10 protein-coding genes and 1 pseudogene are annotated in these 14,229 nt (G+C 69.9%); 7 read left to right on the top strand and 4 right to left on the bottom strand.

The window, feature by feature from the left end; translation table 11 throughout:
* Positions 1–89 precede the first annotated feature (89 nt).
* The 3 genes and pseudogenes from OIE49_RS22445 to OIE49_RS22435 all read left to right on the top strand — a co-directional run bounded on the left by OIE49_RS22445 (position 90) and on the right by OIE49_RS22435 (position 3,521).
* On the top strand, positions 90–1,208 hold the full coding sequence (locus OIE49_RS22445; protein WP_326803838.1) for a hypothetical protein: 1,119 nt from the start codon (positions 90–92) through the stop codon (positions 1,206–1,208).
* 374 nt (positions 1,209–1,582) lie between these two features.
* Positions 1,583–2,176 (top strand): DUF4291 domain-containing protein, encoded by a 594-nt coding sequence (locus tag OIE49_RS22440; RefSeq protein WP_326803836.1) that lies wholly within the window; start codon positions 1,583–1,585, stop codon positions 2,174–2,176.
* 240 nt (positions 2,177–2,416) lie between these two features.
* A pseudogene (locus tag OIE49_RS22435) lies at positions 2,417–3,521 on the top strand (NADP-dependent oxidoreductase).
* On the opposite strand, the gene msrA reads toward OIE49_RS22435, so the two are convergent.
* Positions 3,452–3,964, bottom strand: a complete 513-nt coding sequence (msrA, locus tag OIE49_RS22430; RefSeq protein WP_100569951.1) for a peptide-methionine (S)-S-oxide reductase MsrA — start codon at positions 3,962–3,964, stop codon at positions 3,452–3,454. The pseudogene OIE49_RS22435 and the gene msrA sit on opposite strands and share 70 nt — an antisense overlap.
* Before the next feature lie 362 nt (positions 3,965–4,326).
* Here msrA and OIE49_RS22425 point away from each other — a divergent pair, with 362 nt between their 5' ends.
* Positions 4,327–4,692 (top strand): hypothetical protein, encoded by a 366-nt coding sequence (locus tag OIE49_RS22425; RefSeq protein ID WP_326803834.1) that lies wholly within the window; start codon positions 4,327–4,329, stop codon positions 4,690–4,692.
* 293 nt (positions 4,693–4,985) lie between these two features.
* On the opposite strand, the gene OIE49_RS22420 is transcribed toward OIE49_RS22425, so the two are convergent.
* The gene (locus tag OIE49_RS22420) at positions 4,986–5,591 is read right to left on the bottom strand and encodes a TetR/AcrR family transcriptional regulator (RefSeq protein WP_326803833.1); all 606 of its coding nucleotides are present in this window, start codon (positions 5,589–5,591) and stop codon (positions 4,986–4,988) included.
* Positions 5,592–5,721: 130 nt separating this feature from the next.
* Between OIE49_RS22420 and OIE49_RS22415 the strand changes: the two genes are divergently transcribed.
* The 3 genes from OIE49_RS22415 to OIE49_RS22405 all read left to right on the top strand — a co-directional run bounded on the left by OIE49_RS22415 (position 5,722) and on the right by OIE49_RS22405 (position 8,603).
* Positions 5,722–6,639, top strand: a complete 918-nt coding sequence (locus OIE49_RS22415; RefSeq protein ID WP_326803832.1) for an alpha/beta fold hydrolase — start codon at positions 5,722–5,724, stop codon at positions 6,637–6,639.
* Positions 6,640–6,830: 191 nt separating this feature from the next.
* The gene (locus tag OIE49_RS22410) at positions 6,831–8,051 is read left to right on the top strand and encodes an FG-GAP-like repeat-containing protein (RefSeq protein WP_326803831.1); all 1,221 of its coding nucleotides are present in this window, start codon (positions 6,831–6,833) and stop codon (positions 8,049–8,051) included.
* 216 nt (positions 8,052–8,267) lie between these two features.
* Positions 8,268–8,603 carry a hypothetical protein gene (locus tag OIE49_RS22405; RefSeq protein ID WP_326803830.1) on the top strand — a complete coding sequence of 112 codons (336 nt, stop codon included), beginning with the start codon at positions 8,268–8,270 and terminating at the stop codon, positions 8,601–8,603.
* A gap of 18 nt (positions 8,604–8,621) precedes the next feature.
* Here the strand turns inward: OIE49_RS22405 and OIE49_RS22400 are convergent, their stop codons facing one another.
* Together OIE49_RS22400 and OIE49_RS22395 are read right to left on the bottom strand one after the other, a co-directional pair.
* Positions 8,622–10,682: a restriction endonuclease gene (locus OIE49_RS22400; protein ID WP_326803829.1), complete on the bottom strand. Its 2,061-nt coding sequence runs from the start codon at positions 10,680–10,682 to the stop codon at positions 8,622–8,624.
* A gap of 198 nt (positions 10,683–10,880) precedes the next feature.
* Positions 10,881–14,111, bottom strand: a complete 3,231-nt coding sequence (locus OIE49_RS22395) for a S8 family peptidase (protein ID WP_326806304.1) — start codon at positions 14,109–14,111, stop codon at positions 10,881–10,883.
* Positions 14,112–14,229 lie beyond the last annotated feature (118 nt).

Raw genomic sequence — 14,229 nt, 5'->3', positions numbered from 1 at the left:
CGGGTCCCGGGCGGCACAGCGGGCAGGGTTTTCCACAGGCTCGCGGCACAGGTTGGCCAAGTGTCGGCACCGTCTGGTTCGCTTGTCGCATGGAGATTCTCTGGGTCGTGATGGCGCTGGCCATGCTGGGCTTCGTGCTGGTCCCGTTCCTCAGGCGCAGCCGTGCCGGCATCGGGCAGGTTCCGCCGGGGCATCCGGACGCCGCGGACCCGGCGAACTACGGATTCGTCCGGCAGGAGGAGCTCGACGTCCGCATGCCCGGACCGGACCAGGACCTGCTGGACGTCCTGGAGCTGGTGCAGCGCACGCAGGACTACCGCGCCGCCTCCCAGCTCCTCGCAGGCACGGAGAAGGAGGGCGAGCTGCGCTGGCAGCGCGTGCAGGCCTTCGCCGGGGCGGCCTCGGTGGAGCTCCAGCAGCGGCCGGGCGGGGTCAGCGAGACGCCCGGAACGCAGTGGCTGCGGGTGTGGCGGGCCGAGGCGCCCAAGGACCCGGGCGGCGCGGCGGTGTACGCCGAGTTCCTCGTGCAGCAGGCGTGGCGTACGGCCACGCCGGGCACGAACGAGTTCCGGATCATCATGGAGGAGGCCCGGGAGGTGTGCGGGCAGGCGGCGCTGCTGGCCCCGGGCGACCCGGTTCCCTGCATCGTCGAGCTGTCCGTGGCGCGGGGCCTGGCGTACTCGCACCCGGAGTTCGAGAAGCTGTGGCTGAAGATCCTCGACCGCGCGCCGGCCCACACGGGGGCGCATCTGGCGGCCCTGCACTACTGGTGCGAGAAGTGGCACGGCTCGCGTGAGCTGGCGTACTCCTTCGCGGAGGCCGCCGCGGCTCGTGCGCCCCGGGGTTCGCTGCTGGCGGCCATGCCGCTGTTCGCGGTCTTCGAGCACCTGCCCGAGGTCAACCTGGTCAGGGGCTTCTACGAGAGTGAGGTCGTGACCAAGGCGATCCACGGCGCGCTCTTCGCGGTGCACGCGGCCCGCCCCGACGACCCGATGCTCGCCCACGTCCGCCATCTGCTGCTCTTCTTCCTGGTCCGCTCCGAGCGCTGGGCGGAGGCGATGAGCCAGCTCATATACGTCGACGGCCATGTGGGCGCGGTGCCGTGGACCCTGTCCGAGGACCCGGCGGCGGAGTTCGCCGTCTACCGGGCGCTGGCCGTGGCGGGCTACGAGGCCAACGGCGGCAGCCCGGCGACGCTGCACCACTGACAGGCCCCGGCCGCGCACCCGGACGGGCCCAACCGCCTGCCCCGCCGGGGCGGAAGCCGATACGCCCGCCGGAATGACGACGGCAGCGGGATCGTTGTCCTGGATGCCGCCGCCCGCGCACGCGGGACCGGCGGAAGCGACGGGCCCGTTGTGACGGACGGGCCCGCCCCGTGCCCGACCGGCGTCCTGCCCGACGGGCATCGCTCCGGCGCCGGGAGGTCGCGGACAAGCAGCCGGCGGTAGCGCGGTAGGTACTGAAGCAGGCGCCATGGGCCGGCAATGCGCACGGTGCTGCGGCCGGCGCTCTCCGTCGCAGTGAAACGGCAGTCGAAAATCAGTGGCCGCCTGAAACGGCTGACTCCAGGCTGTACGCCATGGAACAACCGCAACGCGGGATCCGTGCGGCCCACGCGGACTCCACGATCACCGTCTACCAGGCGTACGCCCCGGAAATCGGCCTGCCCGCCGTCCGGGCGGGCCGTTTCCCCGCCGCGTGGAAGCGGGACAGGATGACGTGGATCAAGCCGTCGTTTCTGTGGATGATGTACCGATGCGGCTGGGGCGCCAAGGAGGGGCAGGAGACCGTTCTCGCGGTCGAGATCAGCCGTGACGGCTTCGAGTGGGCGCTGCGTCACGCGTGCCTGTCGAGCTACGTCCGCGGGGTACACCCCGACCGGGCCGCCTGGCAGCGTCAGTTGAAGCGCGCGCCCGCTCGCGTGCAGTGGGACCCCGAGCGGGATCTGCACCTGCAACCCCTGCCGTACCGGTCTTTGCAACTCGGCCTCTCCGGTGAGGCCGCACGACGCTACGCGGATGAGTGGACGGTCGCCATCCGCGACGTGACCCCACTCGCCCACGAGATCCACGCACTGGTCAACGGTGGCGATCTGGAGTCCGCCGCCCGGCTGTTGCCCCGAGAACGCCCCTATCCCGTTGGAGACCGACTTCTTGCCCACCTACTCGGATGACGAGCCGGTCCGCGCGACAGTCCGACGCGTTCGTAGTTGCGTAGTTGAACGGACCCGGCCGGCGCATGAACCGGGGGCCGCTTCCGCCTACCGGGTCGGCTGTGTGGTGCTCGATCGGCACGGCGCGGCAGCACGGATCCCTTGAATGGGCGATACCTGGCTTCGGTCGTACCTGTGAGGCTGGTGGTGACGGCGTGGCCTTCGGCACGGCACCGCCCATCATCAGGAGGTGATCGCCTCATGGACACGATGCGCGCAGTACGCGCTCACCGGCGCGGAGGTCCCGAACAACTGGTCTACGAGACCGCGCCGCGTCCCCGGCCCGGGCCCGGCGACGTCGTCGTCGCGGTACGGGCCGCCTCCATCACCGCAGGAGAGCTTGCCTGGGACGCCACCTGGACCGACAGCTTCGACGGATCCGGGCAAGAACGGACACCCGTCATTCCCGCGCACGAGGTGTCCGGTGTCGTGGTCGAGCACGGGGCCGGTGTCACAGCTCCGGCCCTGGGTGCCGAGGTGTACGGACTCATCCCGTTCCTGCGCGACGGAGCCGCCGCCGAGTACGTCGCCGTACCGGCCGGGATCCTCGCCGCCAAGCCGGCCGGACTGGACCACCGCAGCGCGGCGGCCGTCCCTATGCCGGCGCTCACGGCGTGGCAGGGACTGGTCGGCCAAGCTCACCTGGAGTCCGGCCAGCATGTCCTCGTCCACGGCGGCGCCGGAGGCGTCGGCTCGTTCGCCGTACAGATCGCTGCCGCGCTGGGCGCACGGGTCACCGCGACCGCCTCGGCCCGCGATACCGAATTCGTCGCGGGCCTCGGTGCCCGGAAGGTCATCGACTACGCAGGCGGCCGGTTCGACGACCACGTGGCAGACGTGGACGTCGTATTCGACACGGTCGGCGGCGACACCCAGACCCGGTCCTGGACCGTTCTGCGCCCGGGCGGCGTCCTCGTCAGCATCGTGACGCCCCCCCGACCCCAGGGCGGCCCGAGGCCCTGCTGCGCACGGAGTGTTCTTCGTCGTCGAGCCGGACCGTGACGGGCTCGACTCCATCAGCGAGTTGATCACGAGCGGACGGCTGAACCCGCAGATCGACCGGGTCGTTCCCCTCGCACAAACCCGCGCCGCGTACGAGGCGCTCAGCGGGAAGCACCGGCGTGGCAAGGTCGTCATCCATGTCGCGGACGGATGGCCAGCCGCGGCCCACGACGGTCCGGTCCGCCGCAAAGCCTCGGCCGGTCGGCCTCCGCCTTCCGTCAGGCCGCCTCGCAGTCAGCCCTCCGCGCGGGCGGGCAGCCGCCATCCCGGGCGCGGGAAGTGGCAGGTGTATCCGTCCGGGTAACGCTGCAGGTAGTCCTGGTGCTCGGGCTCGGCCTCCCAGAAGGGGCCGACCGGCTCCACCTCGGTGACGACCTTGCCGGGCCACAGTCCGGAGGCGTCGACATCCGCGATGGTGTCCTCGGCGATCCGCTTCTGCTCGTCGTCCACGTAGTAGATCGCCGAGCGGTAGCTGAGGCCGATGTCGTTGCCCTGGCGGTTCTCGGTGCTCGGGTCGTGGATCTGGAAGAAGAACTCCAGGAGCGCGCGGTAGTCGGTCTTCGCGGGGTCGAAAAGGATCTCAATGGCCTCCGCGTGCGTGCCGTGGTTACGGTACGTCGCGTTCGGCACGTCACCCCCCGTGTATCCGACCCGGGTCGCCGTCACGCCCGGGAGCCGGCGGATCAGCTCCTCCATGCCCCAGAAGCATCCGCCGGCCAGCACTGCCCTCTGCGTCTGCGCAGCCATTACGGCCCTCCAATATCTGTCAGCTCGGTCGCTGGGGCTGCTCGGCTCGCACACCACCGGCATCCCGTACCCGTCGTCCTCAACGCACGAGGCCGCGAAGCGATTCCTTGCCCGTCCAACCGGCCCTGCGGTCGCCGACCACCGGCCACCACGAAGAGGGCCACCGACCTGTTAACCCACCCCCGCGCCGGGGCCTCACATCCGGAGAGCCCTACTCCACACACGGCTACCGCGTTCACAGCCCCATTCAGGGCTCGACCCACTTCACGCCCGCAGGCCGAGCCGCTTGCTGAGCGCCCGGCGTCGCGTGATTCGTCGTAACATCTTTCGCCGGTGGCCGACATGGCCCGCGGGGGGCGAATATGAAGAAACCGGACGACCGCATCGCATCCGCCCTGCGCTTCACCGCTGAACTCGTCGCCTGGGTGGCCACGCCGTGGGCCTTGTCCAAGTACTCATGGGTGCTCGCCGTCCTGGCCGTGGTGGTACTGATCGGACTGCCGACCGTCTTCTCCACTCCGGGGGACAAGAAGCAGGTGATCATTCCTGTCTCCGGTACGGTCACGATCCTGCTCGTGCTGCTCCAGCTCGCTGCTGCCGTGATCGCCGCATGGTCGGCATGGCCTGGCTATGCGGCGGTGCTCGTGTCTCTCCTCGTGGCCACCACCCTCGTAACGGAACGCCACCGCTGGCGGTGGCTGGTCTCCACGGACCGGCGCACCGGCTGAACGGCGGAGGGGCGGTGCCGACCGGTACAGGAGGCGGTGGGCCGCACTCGGGCCGGAGCCGCCCCATCCCGTCACGACCGACTGGAGCGGTTCCGGCGCACCTGGCCCAGCGAGGTCATGGAAAGAGCCCCCATGATCTACGAATGGCGTCCAACCCACCAAGGCTGAACAGCACCGCTTGGCCCCCGTCAGTGTGCCGGCAGCATCCGGACTCAGGCCCGCTTGTTCCACCTCGACGGCATGGTCCTGAAGCACTTTCGCCCTTATCGCACCCGCCCCGTCGGCGAACCCCGTCAACCGACCTGGAAGATCCGGTCCAGGTGACGATTCAGGACCGCGGCCGCTGACTCCGGGCTGCGCTGGCCGACCAGGATGCTGGTGCCGAGTCCGGCCGACATGGCGAGCAGGCTGACCGCTTCGTCTCTCGCGTCGATTCCGGGCCCGGTGAGATCGGCCCCTCGCGCCTGCCGGAGGAGCCCGGTGAGGGTGTCCTCGGCGGCATCAGGGTTCGCGATGAAGGGCTGGGCGGCAAGCGCCTCGTCGGTCACGGCCAGGACGGCGTACGAGGTGTAGAGGAAGTGGAAGGTGCGGCTTTCGTCATCGGTCGGGAGTGCCGCCATCAGAAGTGCCTCGATCACCGCGCGGGGGCCCAGACTGGCCCCGGCTGCCTGAACCCGGGCGGCGACCCGTTCTTCGAACCTCTCCGTCAGATGTTGCAGCCCGAAGAGCAGCAGCTTCTCCTTGGTCTCGAAGTAGTACTGGACCAGCCGCAGTGACACGCCGGCCTCCGCTGCCACGTCGCGCATCCCCACGGCGTGCAGCCCGCGCCGCGCCGCGGCCCTGACGAGTGCCTCGGCGATCTCGGTTCGTCGTTGTGCGTGGTCCACGCGCTTCGGCATCGGCTGCGCCTCTCGTCCACCGTCTGTGCTGGTTGCCCGACCCGATCCGGCCATTTTCATGATACAGCCGTATCAAGTTGATGGTACGGTCGTACCACGAACGAGTTGTTGCCTCTGGAGGTGGCCTTCCGTGCCCGAGACCACGACCCGCGAACGCGACCGGCCCGACGTAGGGCGATATGTGAGCGACGCCCTGCGTGAGCGCTACTTCTCCGCGTGCGACGCCGTCTACGCCATGGGCGCGCCGGCTGTCGCGCAGGAGGACGTGGAGACCAGCTTCGGGACGACGCACGTCTACCGGTACGGCCCCGACGACCCGGCCGGCGCCTCCCGCACCCCCGTGGTCCTGGTGCATGGCGCCGGCAGCTGCTCCGCCATGTGGTACCCGAACACTCCGGCGCTCAGCGCCGAGCGCCCCGTCTACGCGATCGACACACCCGGCGACCCCGGCCGCAGCGTTCAGCGTGAACCCATTCACCAGCCCGAACGTGCCGCCCAGTGGCTGGACGAGACACTCGCCGGACTCGGTCTCGACCACGTCCACCTGGTCGGTTCCTCCTACGGAGGATGGCTCGCCCTGAATCAGGCGCACCGCAGGCCCACACGCCTCGCCTCGGTCACCCTGCTCGATCCCGGCGGCCTGGAGAAGGTCGGCCTGCGCTTCTTCGTTTGGATTTTCGCCGGCCTCTTCGCGACCTTCGCGCCCAAGGTGCTGCGCCCCCGGCTGGCGGCCCGGCTGGAGCAGCCGGTCCTCGTCGTGCCGCAGCTGCGCACGATGATCAGAGCGGCCGTCCGCGCCCACCGCATTCGCCGCCCGTCTCCACTGCCCCTGTCCGAGCAGGAGCTGTCCACCGTCCGCACCCCGCTCTATCTGGTACTCGGCAAGCGAAGCCTCCTCGTGCATGCGAAGCGGCAAGTGGAGCGCGTTCCGCGGCTGATACAGGGCGCCCGGGCCGAGATCGTCTCGAACACCGGTCACGGACCGCAGATCGACCACGCGGACGAGGTCAACCGCCGGATGCTGGGCTTCATGGACTCGATCGGCTGACGGGCGCGGACCTGGGCGCGTCCCAGCCACCCCCGGCCAGTGACCGTCTCCCGGCAAAGAGGCTCAACGTACTTTACGATCAGTTGGCTTGCGTCGGACAGCCGCCGAGGATCCACAGCAACTTCACGGAAATCCCGGCTTGTTGTGGGGACAAGGTGCCGGCGCGCGTCAATGGGAGGGGAACACCACACATGCAGAACCGTTTCAACCGGGGCATGGCGACACTCGTCGGCCTCGTACTCACCGGCACCGGTCTGGCCGCCGTGAACGCCGCTCCGGCGGCCGCGAGTTCGAACAGCTGCCCGGCGGGCTACTTCTGCGGTTGGAAGGGCAAGAGCCCCAGCGGCTCGATGTGGAAGACGAACAAGAACGTCGCGTCCCTGGGCAGCTGGGACAACAAGATCCACACGTACACCAACCGTACGAAGAAGATCGCCTGCCTCTACGAGGACAAGAACTACGAGCCGGGGGGCGGCTACTGGGCCCAGAGGCCGAACAAGGCCGGCGAGTGGGCCTGGGGCCCGGACGCGACCACCAGCTCGATCAAGTTCGTCCGCACCAAGCGCGAGTGCTCCTCGCCCGCCTACCCGCGCTGGTATTCCGAGACCTCTCCGAAGGCGCTGGGCTTCGGGGACATGAACGGCGACCGCAGGGCCGACATGATCGTCCGCGACAAGGCCGGACGGCTCTGGTTCACTCCGGGCAACGGCAAGGGCAAGCTCATCGGCTCCAGCGGCTGGAACAAGATGAACGCCCTCACCCGCCACGGCGACTTCAACGGTGACGGCCGTGAGGACCTCATCGCACGCGAGGCGTCCACCGGCAAGCTGTGGCTCTACCCCGGCACCGGCACCGGCTCCCTCGGCAAGCGCAAGCTCATCAGTTCGGGCTGGAAGTCCATGAGCCACATCACCGCCTTCGGTGATCTGACAGGTGACCGCCGCTCCGATCTGATCGCGGTCGAGAAGGCCACGGGCAAGCTGTGGCTCTACCCGGGCGCGTCCAAGGGCAAGCTCGGCAAGCGCAAGCTCATCGGCTCCAGCGGCTGGAACAAGATGAACGCGCTCGTCGCCATGGGCGACGTGACCGGCGACGGCCGTCCCGACCTCTACGCACGCGAGGCGTCCACCGGCAAGCTGTGGCTCTACCCCGGCACGTCCAAGGGGAAGCTCGGCAAGCGCAAGCTCATCGGCTCAAAGGGCTGGAAGGCCATGGCAAACCTGATATCGGTCGGTGACTTCTCCGGCGACGGGCGTCCCGATCTCGCCGCCGTGACCAACACGAAGTACGTGATCGACGGCTACCCCGGCCACCCGGGCTGGCTGATCACCTACCGGGGACGGGACACGGGCACCCTGACGTCCGGCCAGCGGACCGACGGCGATTGGTGGGAACTCAACGGCTTCTGCTAGGCCGGGCCGGCAGCGGGACCGGAGGACGTGGATCATCAAGCCGCGTTCACAGCCCCGTGCAGCCGGTGGTCCGGGGGATGCGGCGGTCGCCGTCACCGAGCGCTCGTCCGGTTCACGGACCGCGGCGGTTGTCCTCACCGTGCGGGCCCGTCGGGTCTGGCGGATAGTGAAGGAAGGACGACGTCCGCCGCAGCTCCCCGTACTTCAGGAGGCTCGATGCCTTCTTCACGGTCGACGGCCGCGCTCATCGGCATCGCGTTGCTCGGCATCGCGCTCACCGCGTGCCAGGACCAGGCGTCCGGTCAGGTCGTGGCGCGGAGCGGTGTCCGGCTCGTGGAGACCCTCTCCAACCCGCCGATCCACGGATGTCACCGTTTCCCCGAGGACGTGACACACGTCGAGAACCAGACACAGAGCAATCTGGTGCTGTACACCGCACCGGACTGCACCGTGCCGGCGGGCGGGCAGAGCAACTACCTGGACATCGGACAGTCCGACCAGGTCGCCAGGGTGACAAGTCCGTGGCGCAGCTTCGCCTTCGCCCCCGAGTGACATCCCGGGGTCACCCGTCTACTCCACCTCGATGCCGAAGTCCCGCACCAGTTCCTCCAGGCCGCCCGTGTAGCCCTTGCCGCCGAGGACGAAGTCCCAGTCGCCGTTCGGCCTGCGGCGGAAGGAGCCGAGTACCAGTGCGGTTTCGCGGGGCCGGCCGTCGGAGACCTTCAGTCGTCCCAGCTCGGCCAGTTTCGGGTCGAGCAGACGGATGCTCGCGTCCGTGAAGCCGGAGAGGTCGGCGTCCGGGTCGGCCTCCGGGTCGACGGCGGCCACGAGGACGAGCCGGTCGGCCTCGCCCGGCAACGCGTCGAAGGAGACGCAGATCGCGGCCTTGTCGGGGGCGTGGGCGGGCAGGGCGCGTACCGAGCCGTCCGGTGTCCGCGGGTTGTTGAAGAAGACGAAGTGGTCGTCGCTGAGGACGCGGTTGCCACAGCAGACCAGGGCGCACACGTCCAGGGCGACGCTCCCGGTCCACGACATGCCCAGCACGTTGTGCTCGTCGGGCAGCCGGGTGTCCGCAGCCGGCGGCGTCGGCTGCGCCGCGGAGGGACGGGCACCGTCGCCCAGGCGCCCGCGCAGCCCGTGGCGGTGGAGCAGGTCGACGAGTTCGGTGCCCGGGATCAGTTCCAGCGGCTTGCCGTTGGCGAAGGTGTGCGAGCCGGGGCCGAACTTCGACGTCGTCACGAGGACGCCCTTGTTGGCGCCCGCGTCCTGCACGGTCCCGTACAAGTCGCGCACGGCGGTGGGCGGCACCGTGTTGCGGTAGCGCTTGACCTGCACGACGATCTTGCCGCCGCGGATGGGTGCCGGGTCCAGCGCGTCGACGTCCACCCCGCCGTCGTTGGAGCGTTGGGTGGTGACCGCCTGCATCCCCATGGCCCGGAAGAGTTCGGCGACGAGGTTCTCGAAGGCGATCGGGTCCATCGCGTACAGGTCGGGATCCTCGTCGCTGCCGTGTGTGACGACGCGGTTCCCGACCTCCTGCGGCCTGCGGCCCGACCGCACCGCGGTGAGCTGGTCGGGGCGGGCCGAGAGCTGCCCGCGCAGTGCGTCGGCCAGGCAGCTGCAGGCGTCCACCTGCGCCAGGTGCAGGTCGCGGAACATGGCGCGCGGGGCCATGACGGTCACCAGGTGGATGTGGCCCGGCCGGCCCGTCGTGGGGTCGTGCCCGTCCACGAACCCGTTCAAGGTCACGGATTCGAGGGCGCCCAGCTCGTCCGCGGCGAAGAGTTCGTGCAGGACGAGCAGCGCGCACTGCGCCAGGACCTCCCGGTAGAGGGCCCTGCGCTGCGTCACCGGCCGGGGCGTCTCCTTGTCCTGGTCCGTCGTGGACACGTACCGAACGGACTTGACCTCGGGGACGACGTCGTAGGCGGGCATCTCCCAGTCCAGCACGAGCTGTCCGGCTGCCGAGTCGTAGGCCGCCGCCACCTGACGGGGAAAGCCCTCCGGCCACGCGGTCGACGCGTACAGAGCAGCGGAGAAGTACTCGACCACGGCGTCGGGATCGCGGCGGCCGACTCCCTCGGTCAGCTCCACGATGCCCGCGTTGTGCCGCCGCACCTCGGCCAGTTGTGCGTCGGCCCACCGCTGGTACTCCCGCTGGTACGACGCCAGTTGCTGCTGCCGCCGCGCCTCCGCCGCCTGCGCCGCGTGCCAGTCCCGCTCGAAGCGCGCACGGGCCTCGGCCTGCGCCTGTGCCCGGCGGCCGGCGGTCCACCCGCCCTGCGCCTGGTAGTGCTCGGCGTTCGGCATGGGCACGGGCTGAGCCAGTGGGCCCGGGGCGAAGGGCTGGATCGCCTCGGGGCGTGTGAGGGAGGAGGCCCTGAAGACCGGGGCCCGGCATCCCGAGGCGAGAAGGCCTTGCAGGGACGCGACCTGTGCGTCCAGTTCCTCGGTACGGCGCCGGGCCTCCGCCTGCCGGTAGTCGCGGTGGCTCTGTGCCGCTCGCCGCTGACGGGCACGTGCCTGCTGCTCCTCCTGTCGCCGCCGTCGGGCGTCGGCCTCCGTCTGGCGCTGCTGCTGCCTCTGCGTCTCAGCCCAGACACCGACCAAGCCATTGGAACGACGACTCATGTGCTGCAGGCCCTCCCCGAGGCGCTCTGGTTGTCCCCACAACCAGGTGTAAAAGGACGACTTTATCCAGCGAGGGCCGTCCCGCACATCCGCCCGGCACGAGCAGGCTGCTCACGAGCACGGGAACGGCCCGCCGGAAGCCGTGCTTCCAGCGGGCCGCTCATCCGTCAAGAGCCCTCACGGGCCCTCGACACCGGCTCACTTGCCGCGGTACGCACCGTAGATCGCGACCGTGGACACATTGCCCTTCTTGTCGGTGATCTTGGCCTTGTACGAGACGGCCTTGCCCTTCGCCGGGTTCTTGACCGTGATCTTGCCCTTCTTGACGGTGACCTTCTTCCAGGTCTTGCCGTCGTTGTAGGACACCCAGACGCTCAGCGACTTGAGGTTCTTGCCCGCGGCGGCACCCTCGACGGTGACCGGGAAGGTGGCCGTCCTGCCCGCCGCGACACGGTTGTCCAGGCCGGTGGTGGCCTTGAAGCGGAGCGTGGAGGCCGGCAGCCGGACCTCGGACGAGCCGGACGGCTTCTTGGAGCGGAACGTCCAGCTCGCGTCGACGCGGGTGGAGGCGCCCGCGACCTTCGCGCTGCGCTTGACCGAGGTCGTCAGCCGGTACTGGGCGTCACCGGCCGTGACGTCGAAGGACTCGCCGAACAGCGGGTCGTGGTTGGACGCGACCTTCTTGCCGTTGCGGTACAGGGTCGTCTGCACCAAGGTGAACGTCGAGTAGCCCCCGTGCGCCCCGGAGTCGGCGAACAGCGGCAGGGAGCCGTAGAGCTCGTTCCTGTAACGGAAGACGCCGTAGTCGTGGTTCAGGTGGGGACCGAAAACCGCCCTGTTGAAGGTGTTGGTGTAGGTCTTGCCGCCCTTGTAGGCCTTGACGTCGTCGGGCGTGTACAGCGCCTCACTGATCGGCTGGTTCTGCTTGTCGTGGCCTCGGAACTGCTCCGCGTAGAGGAACCAGTAGACGCCGTTGCCCGTCGACAGGTACAGCGTCCGGGTGCCCGGCAGCTTCTGCTCGATGGTGTCCGCCATGACGAGGCCGTCGCCGGTGAGGGCCAAGGGCGTGACGGCGCCGGTCTTGCCGGAGGCACCCGCGCCGAGGGAGTTCTTCACCGTGGCCAGCTCACGTGCCGCGTAGTGGCGCACCTTGCCGCCCTGGAACCGCTTGACCTTCGCGGTGGTCACCACGTCGTACTCGGCCGACGAGCCCTTGGTCCACTGGCCGCTCCAGACCTGGCTGAGCCCGCTGACGTCGCCGCCGATGGAACCGGTGCGCAGCTGGGACCACGAGCCGAGGGGCATGGCGACGTCGTACATCGCCGGGTCGTAGGAGTAGCCGATCGTCGCGCCGTGCTGCCGTGCGGTCTTGTCCGGCACGGTGATGTCGGCCGGCTTGGCCTTCCGGGCGTCGACCGTGACCGTGACGTTCCCGGTGACGCTCAGCTTCGGCTGGACCAGCCAGTCCAGACCGCCCTTGAAGGTGGTCAGGTCCTTCGCGATCCAGGCGTCCAGCACGTAGGTGCCCTTGGGCACGCGCACGGTCGTCGTACCTGCGCCGTCCGGCACCCGGTAGGTGCGCCAGGCGCCGCGGCCGGTGTAGCCGTACAGGATCGTGTCGTGGGCGGCGGTGGGCTTGCCGTCCCGGCCGATGTGCTTGACGGTGACGTCGTACGACTCGACCTCGCGCTGCACGGCCGCGGCCGTACGGACGCTCTGCCCGCCGCCGGTCGCCGTCACGTACGCCGAGTACCCGCCGTCCAGAGTGCCGCCCAGCCGGGTGTTCACGGTCAGGTCGACGGAGGCCTTGTCGCCGGCCGGGACCGTCACCTCCGTCGCGCCGAGCGTGAAGAAGCCGTCCGGGACCGGCCGGCCCTTGGGGTCGGTGGCCGTCATGGCCAGGCTGAGCGTGACGTCCTCGGTGCCGAGGTTGCGGTAGGTCAGCTGCTTGGTGACCGGCTCGTCGTCCGTGTGCGGCCAGGACTGGATGCCGAAGCTCACCGAGACCGGGTCGGCGATCACGGTCTGCTTGATCGCCTTGTCGACGGCGATACGGCCGGCGCCCTGCTCGAAGGGGGTGTACGGACCGCCCTTGGCGGAGCCGGTCAGCGCGCCCTTCAGTTCGGCGTAACCCCAGTCGGGGTGCTGCTGCTTGAGGAGCGCGGCGGCACCGGCGACGTGCGGGGTAGCCATCGAGGTGCCGTCGATGGTCAGGTAGCCGGCCGGGCTCTCGCCGACCTCCTTGGCGATCAGGCTGCCCTTGGCCGCGGCGGCGGTGATGGCCACGCCCGGCGCGGTGACGTCGGGCTTGATGGCGCCGTCGCCCACCCGCGGGCCGGTGGAGGAGAAGTCGGCGAGACGGTTCTTCTTGTCGACCGCGCCGACGGTGATGGCGGAGTCGGCGCTGCCGGGCGAACCGACCGACTCGGGGCCCTCGTTGCCCGCGGCGATCGCGAAGAGGATGCCCTTCTCGGCGGAGAGCTTGTCGACTTCCGCCTCCAGCGGGTCGACACCCGGGGTGTCCTCGCCGCCGAGGCTGAGGTTGACGATGTCGGCGCCCTGCTGGGCCGCCCACTCCATGCCGGCCAGGATGCCGGAGTCGTCGCCGTAGCCCTCGTCGTCGAGGACCTTGCCGTTGAGGATCTTGGCGCCGGGCGCCACACCCTTGTACTTGCCGCCCGACTTGGCGCCGGTGCCCGCCGCGATGGAGGCGACATGGGTGCCGTGGCCGACCCGGTCGGCCGTGCTGTTGCTGGTGGTGAAGTTCTTGGCCGCCACCACCTGGGACTTCAGATCCGCGTGGGTGGCGTCGACACCGGTGTCCAGAACGGCGATCTTCACGCCCTTGCCGGTGTAGCCGGACTGCCACGCCGTCGGCGCGCCGATCTGCGGCACGGACTTGTCGAGGGTGACCTTGCGGACGCCGTCGAGCCAGATGTGCGCGATGCCGGCACTGGTCCGGTCGCCGTCGGTGAGCGCCTCCCACAGCTCGGGCGTGTCCTTGACGGGGGTCTGCACCGCGTCGGCGTTCAGCGCCTTCAGGGCCCGGCGCAGGGTGCCGGCCTCGCGGACGTCGGCCCGGGCGGCGGTGGCCGCGCCCTGGTAGCCGACGATGACCTTCAGTCCGTCCTTGAACGACCTGCGGGTGGCGGACTTGTTCAACTCGGTGATGTCGAAAAGGCGTTGGTCCAGCTTGCCGGAGGCGATCAGGCGGGACGCATCGGCCGGTACGACGAGGGTGCGTCCGCCCATTCGGCGGACCTGCACGGGTATCTGCTCGCGGCCCTCGGCCCGGTGCAGGCCGATCACGCGGCCCTTGGCGTCCACGGTGACCCGGTCGCCGGTGATGAGAGTGATGGTGCGGTGGGCCGCGGGCCCGGCGGCGTTGGCGGCGCGGTGCTCGGGCCGCGCCGACGCGGGGCTGGTCATACCCGCGGCGAGGGCGACGGCTGCCGCCGCGGCGACCGCGGCCACGCCCGCTCTTTTCACTTGTCTGCGCAAAACTCCCCCTGGAAACGGAGTGTCGAGCGGATTCCCTGTCCACTCG

It is taken from the genome of Streptomyces sp. NBC_01788 (assembly GCF_035917575.1).
Lineage (GTDB): Bacteria > Actinomycetota > Actinomycetes > Streptomycetales > Streptomycetaceae > Streptomyces.
Note: the sequence above shows the minus strand (reverse complement) of the source record. Positions and strands in the feature narration are given on the sequence as shown.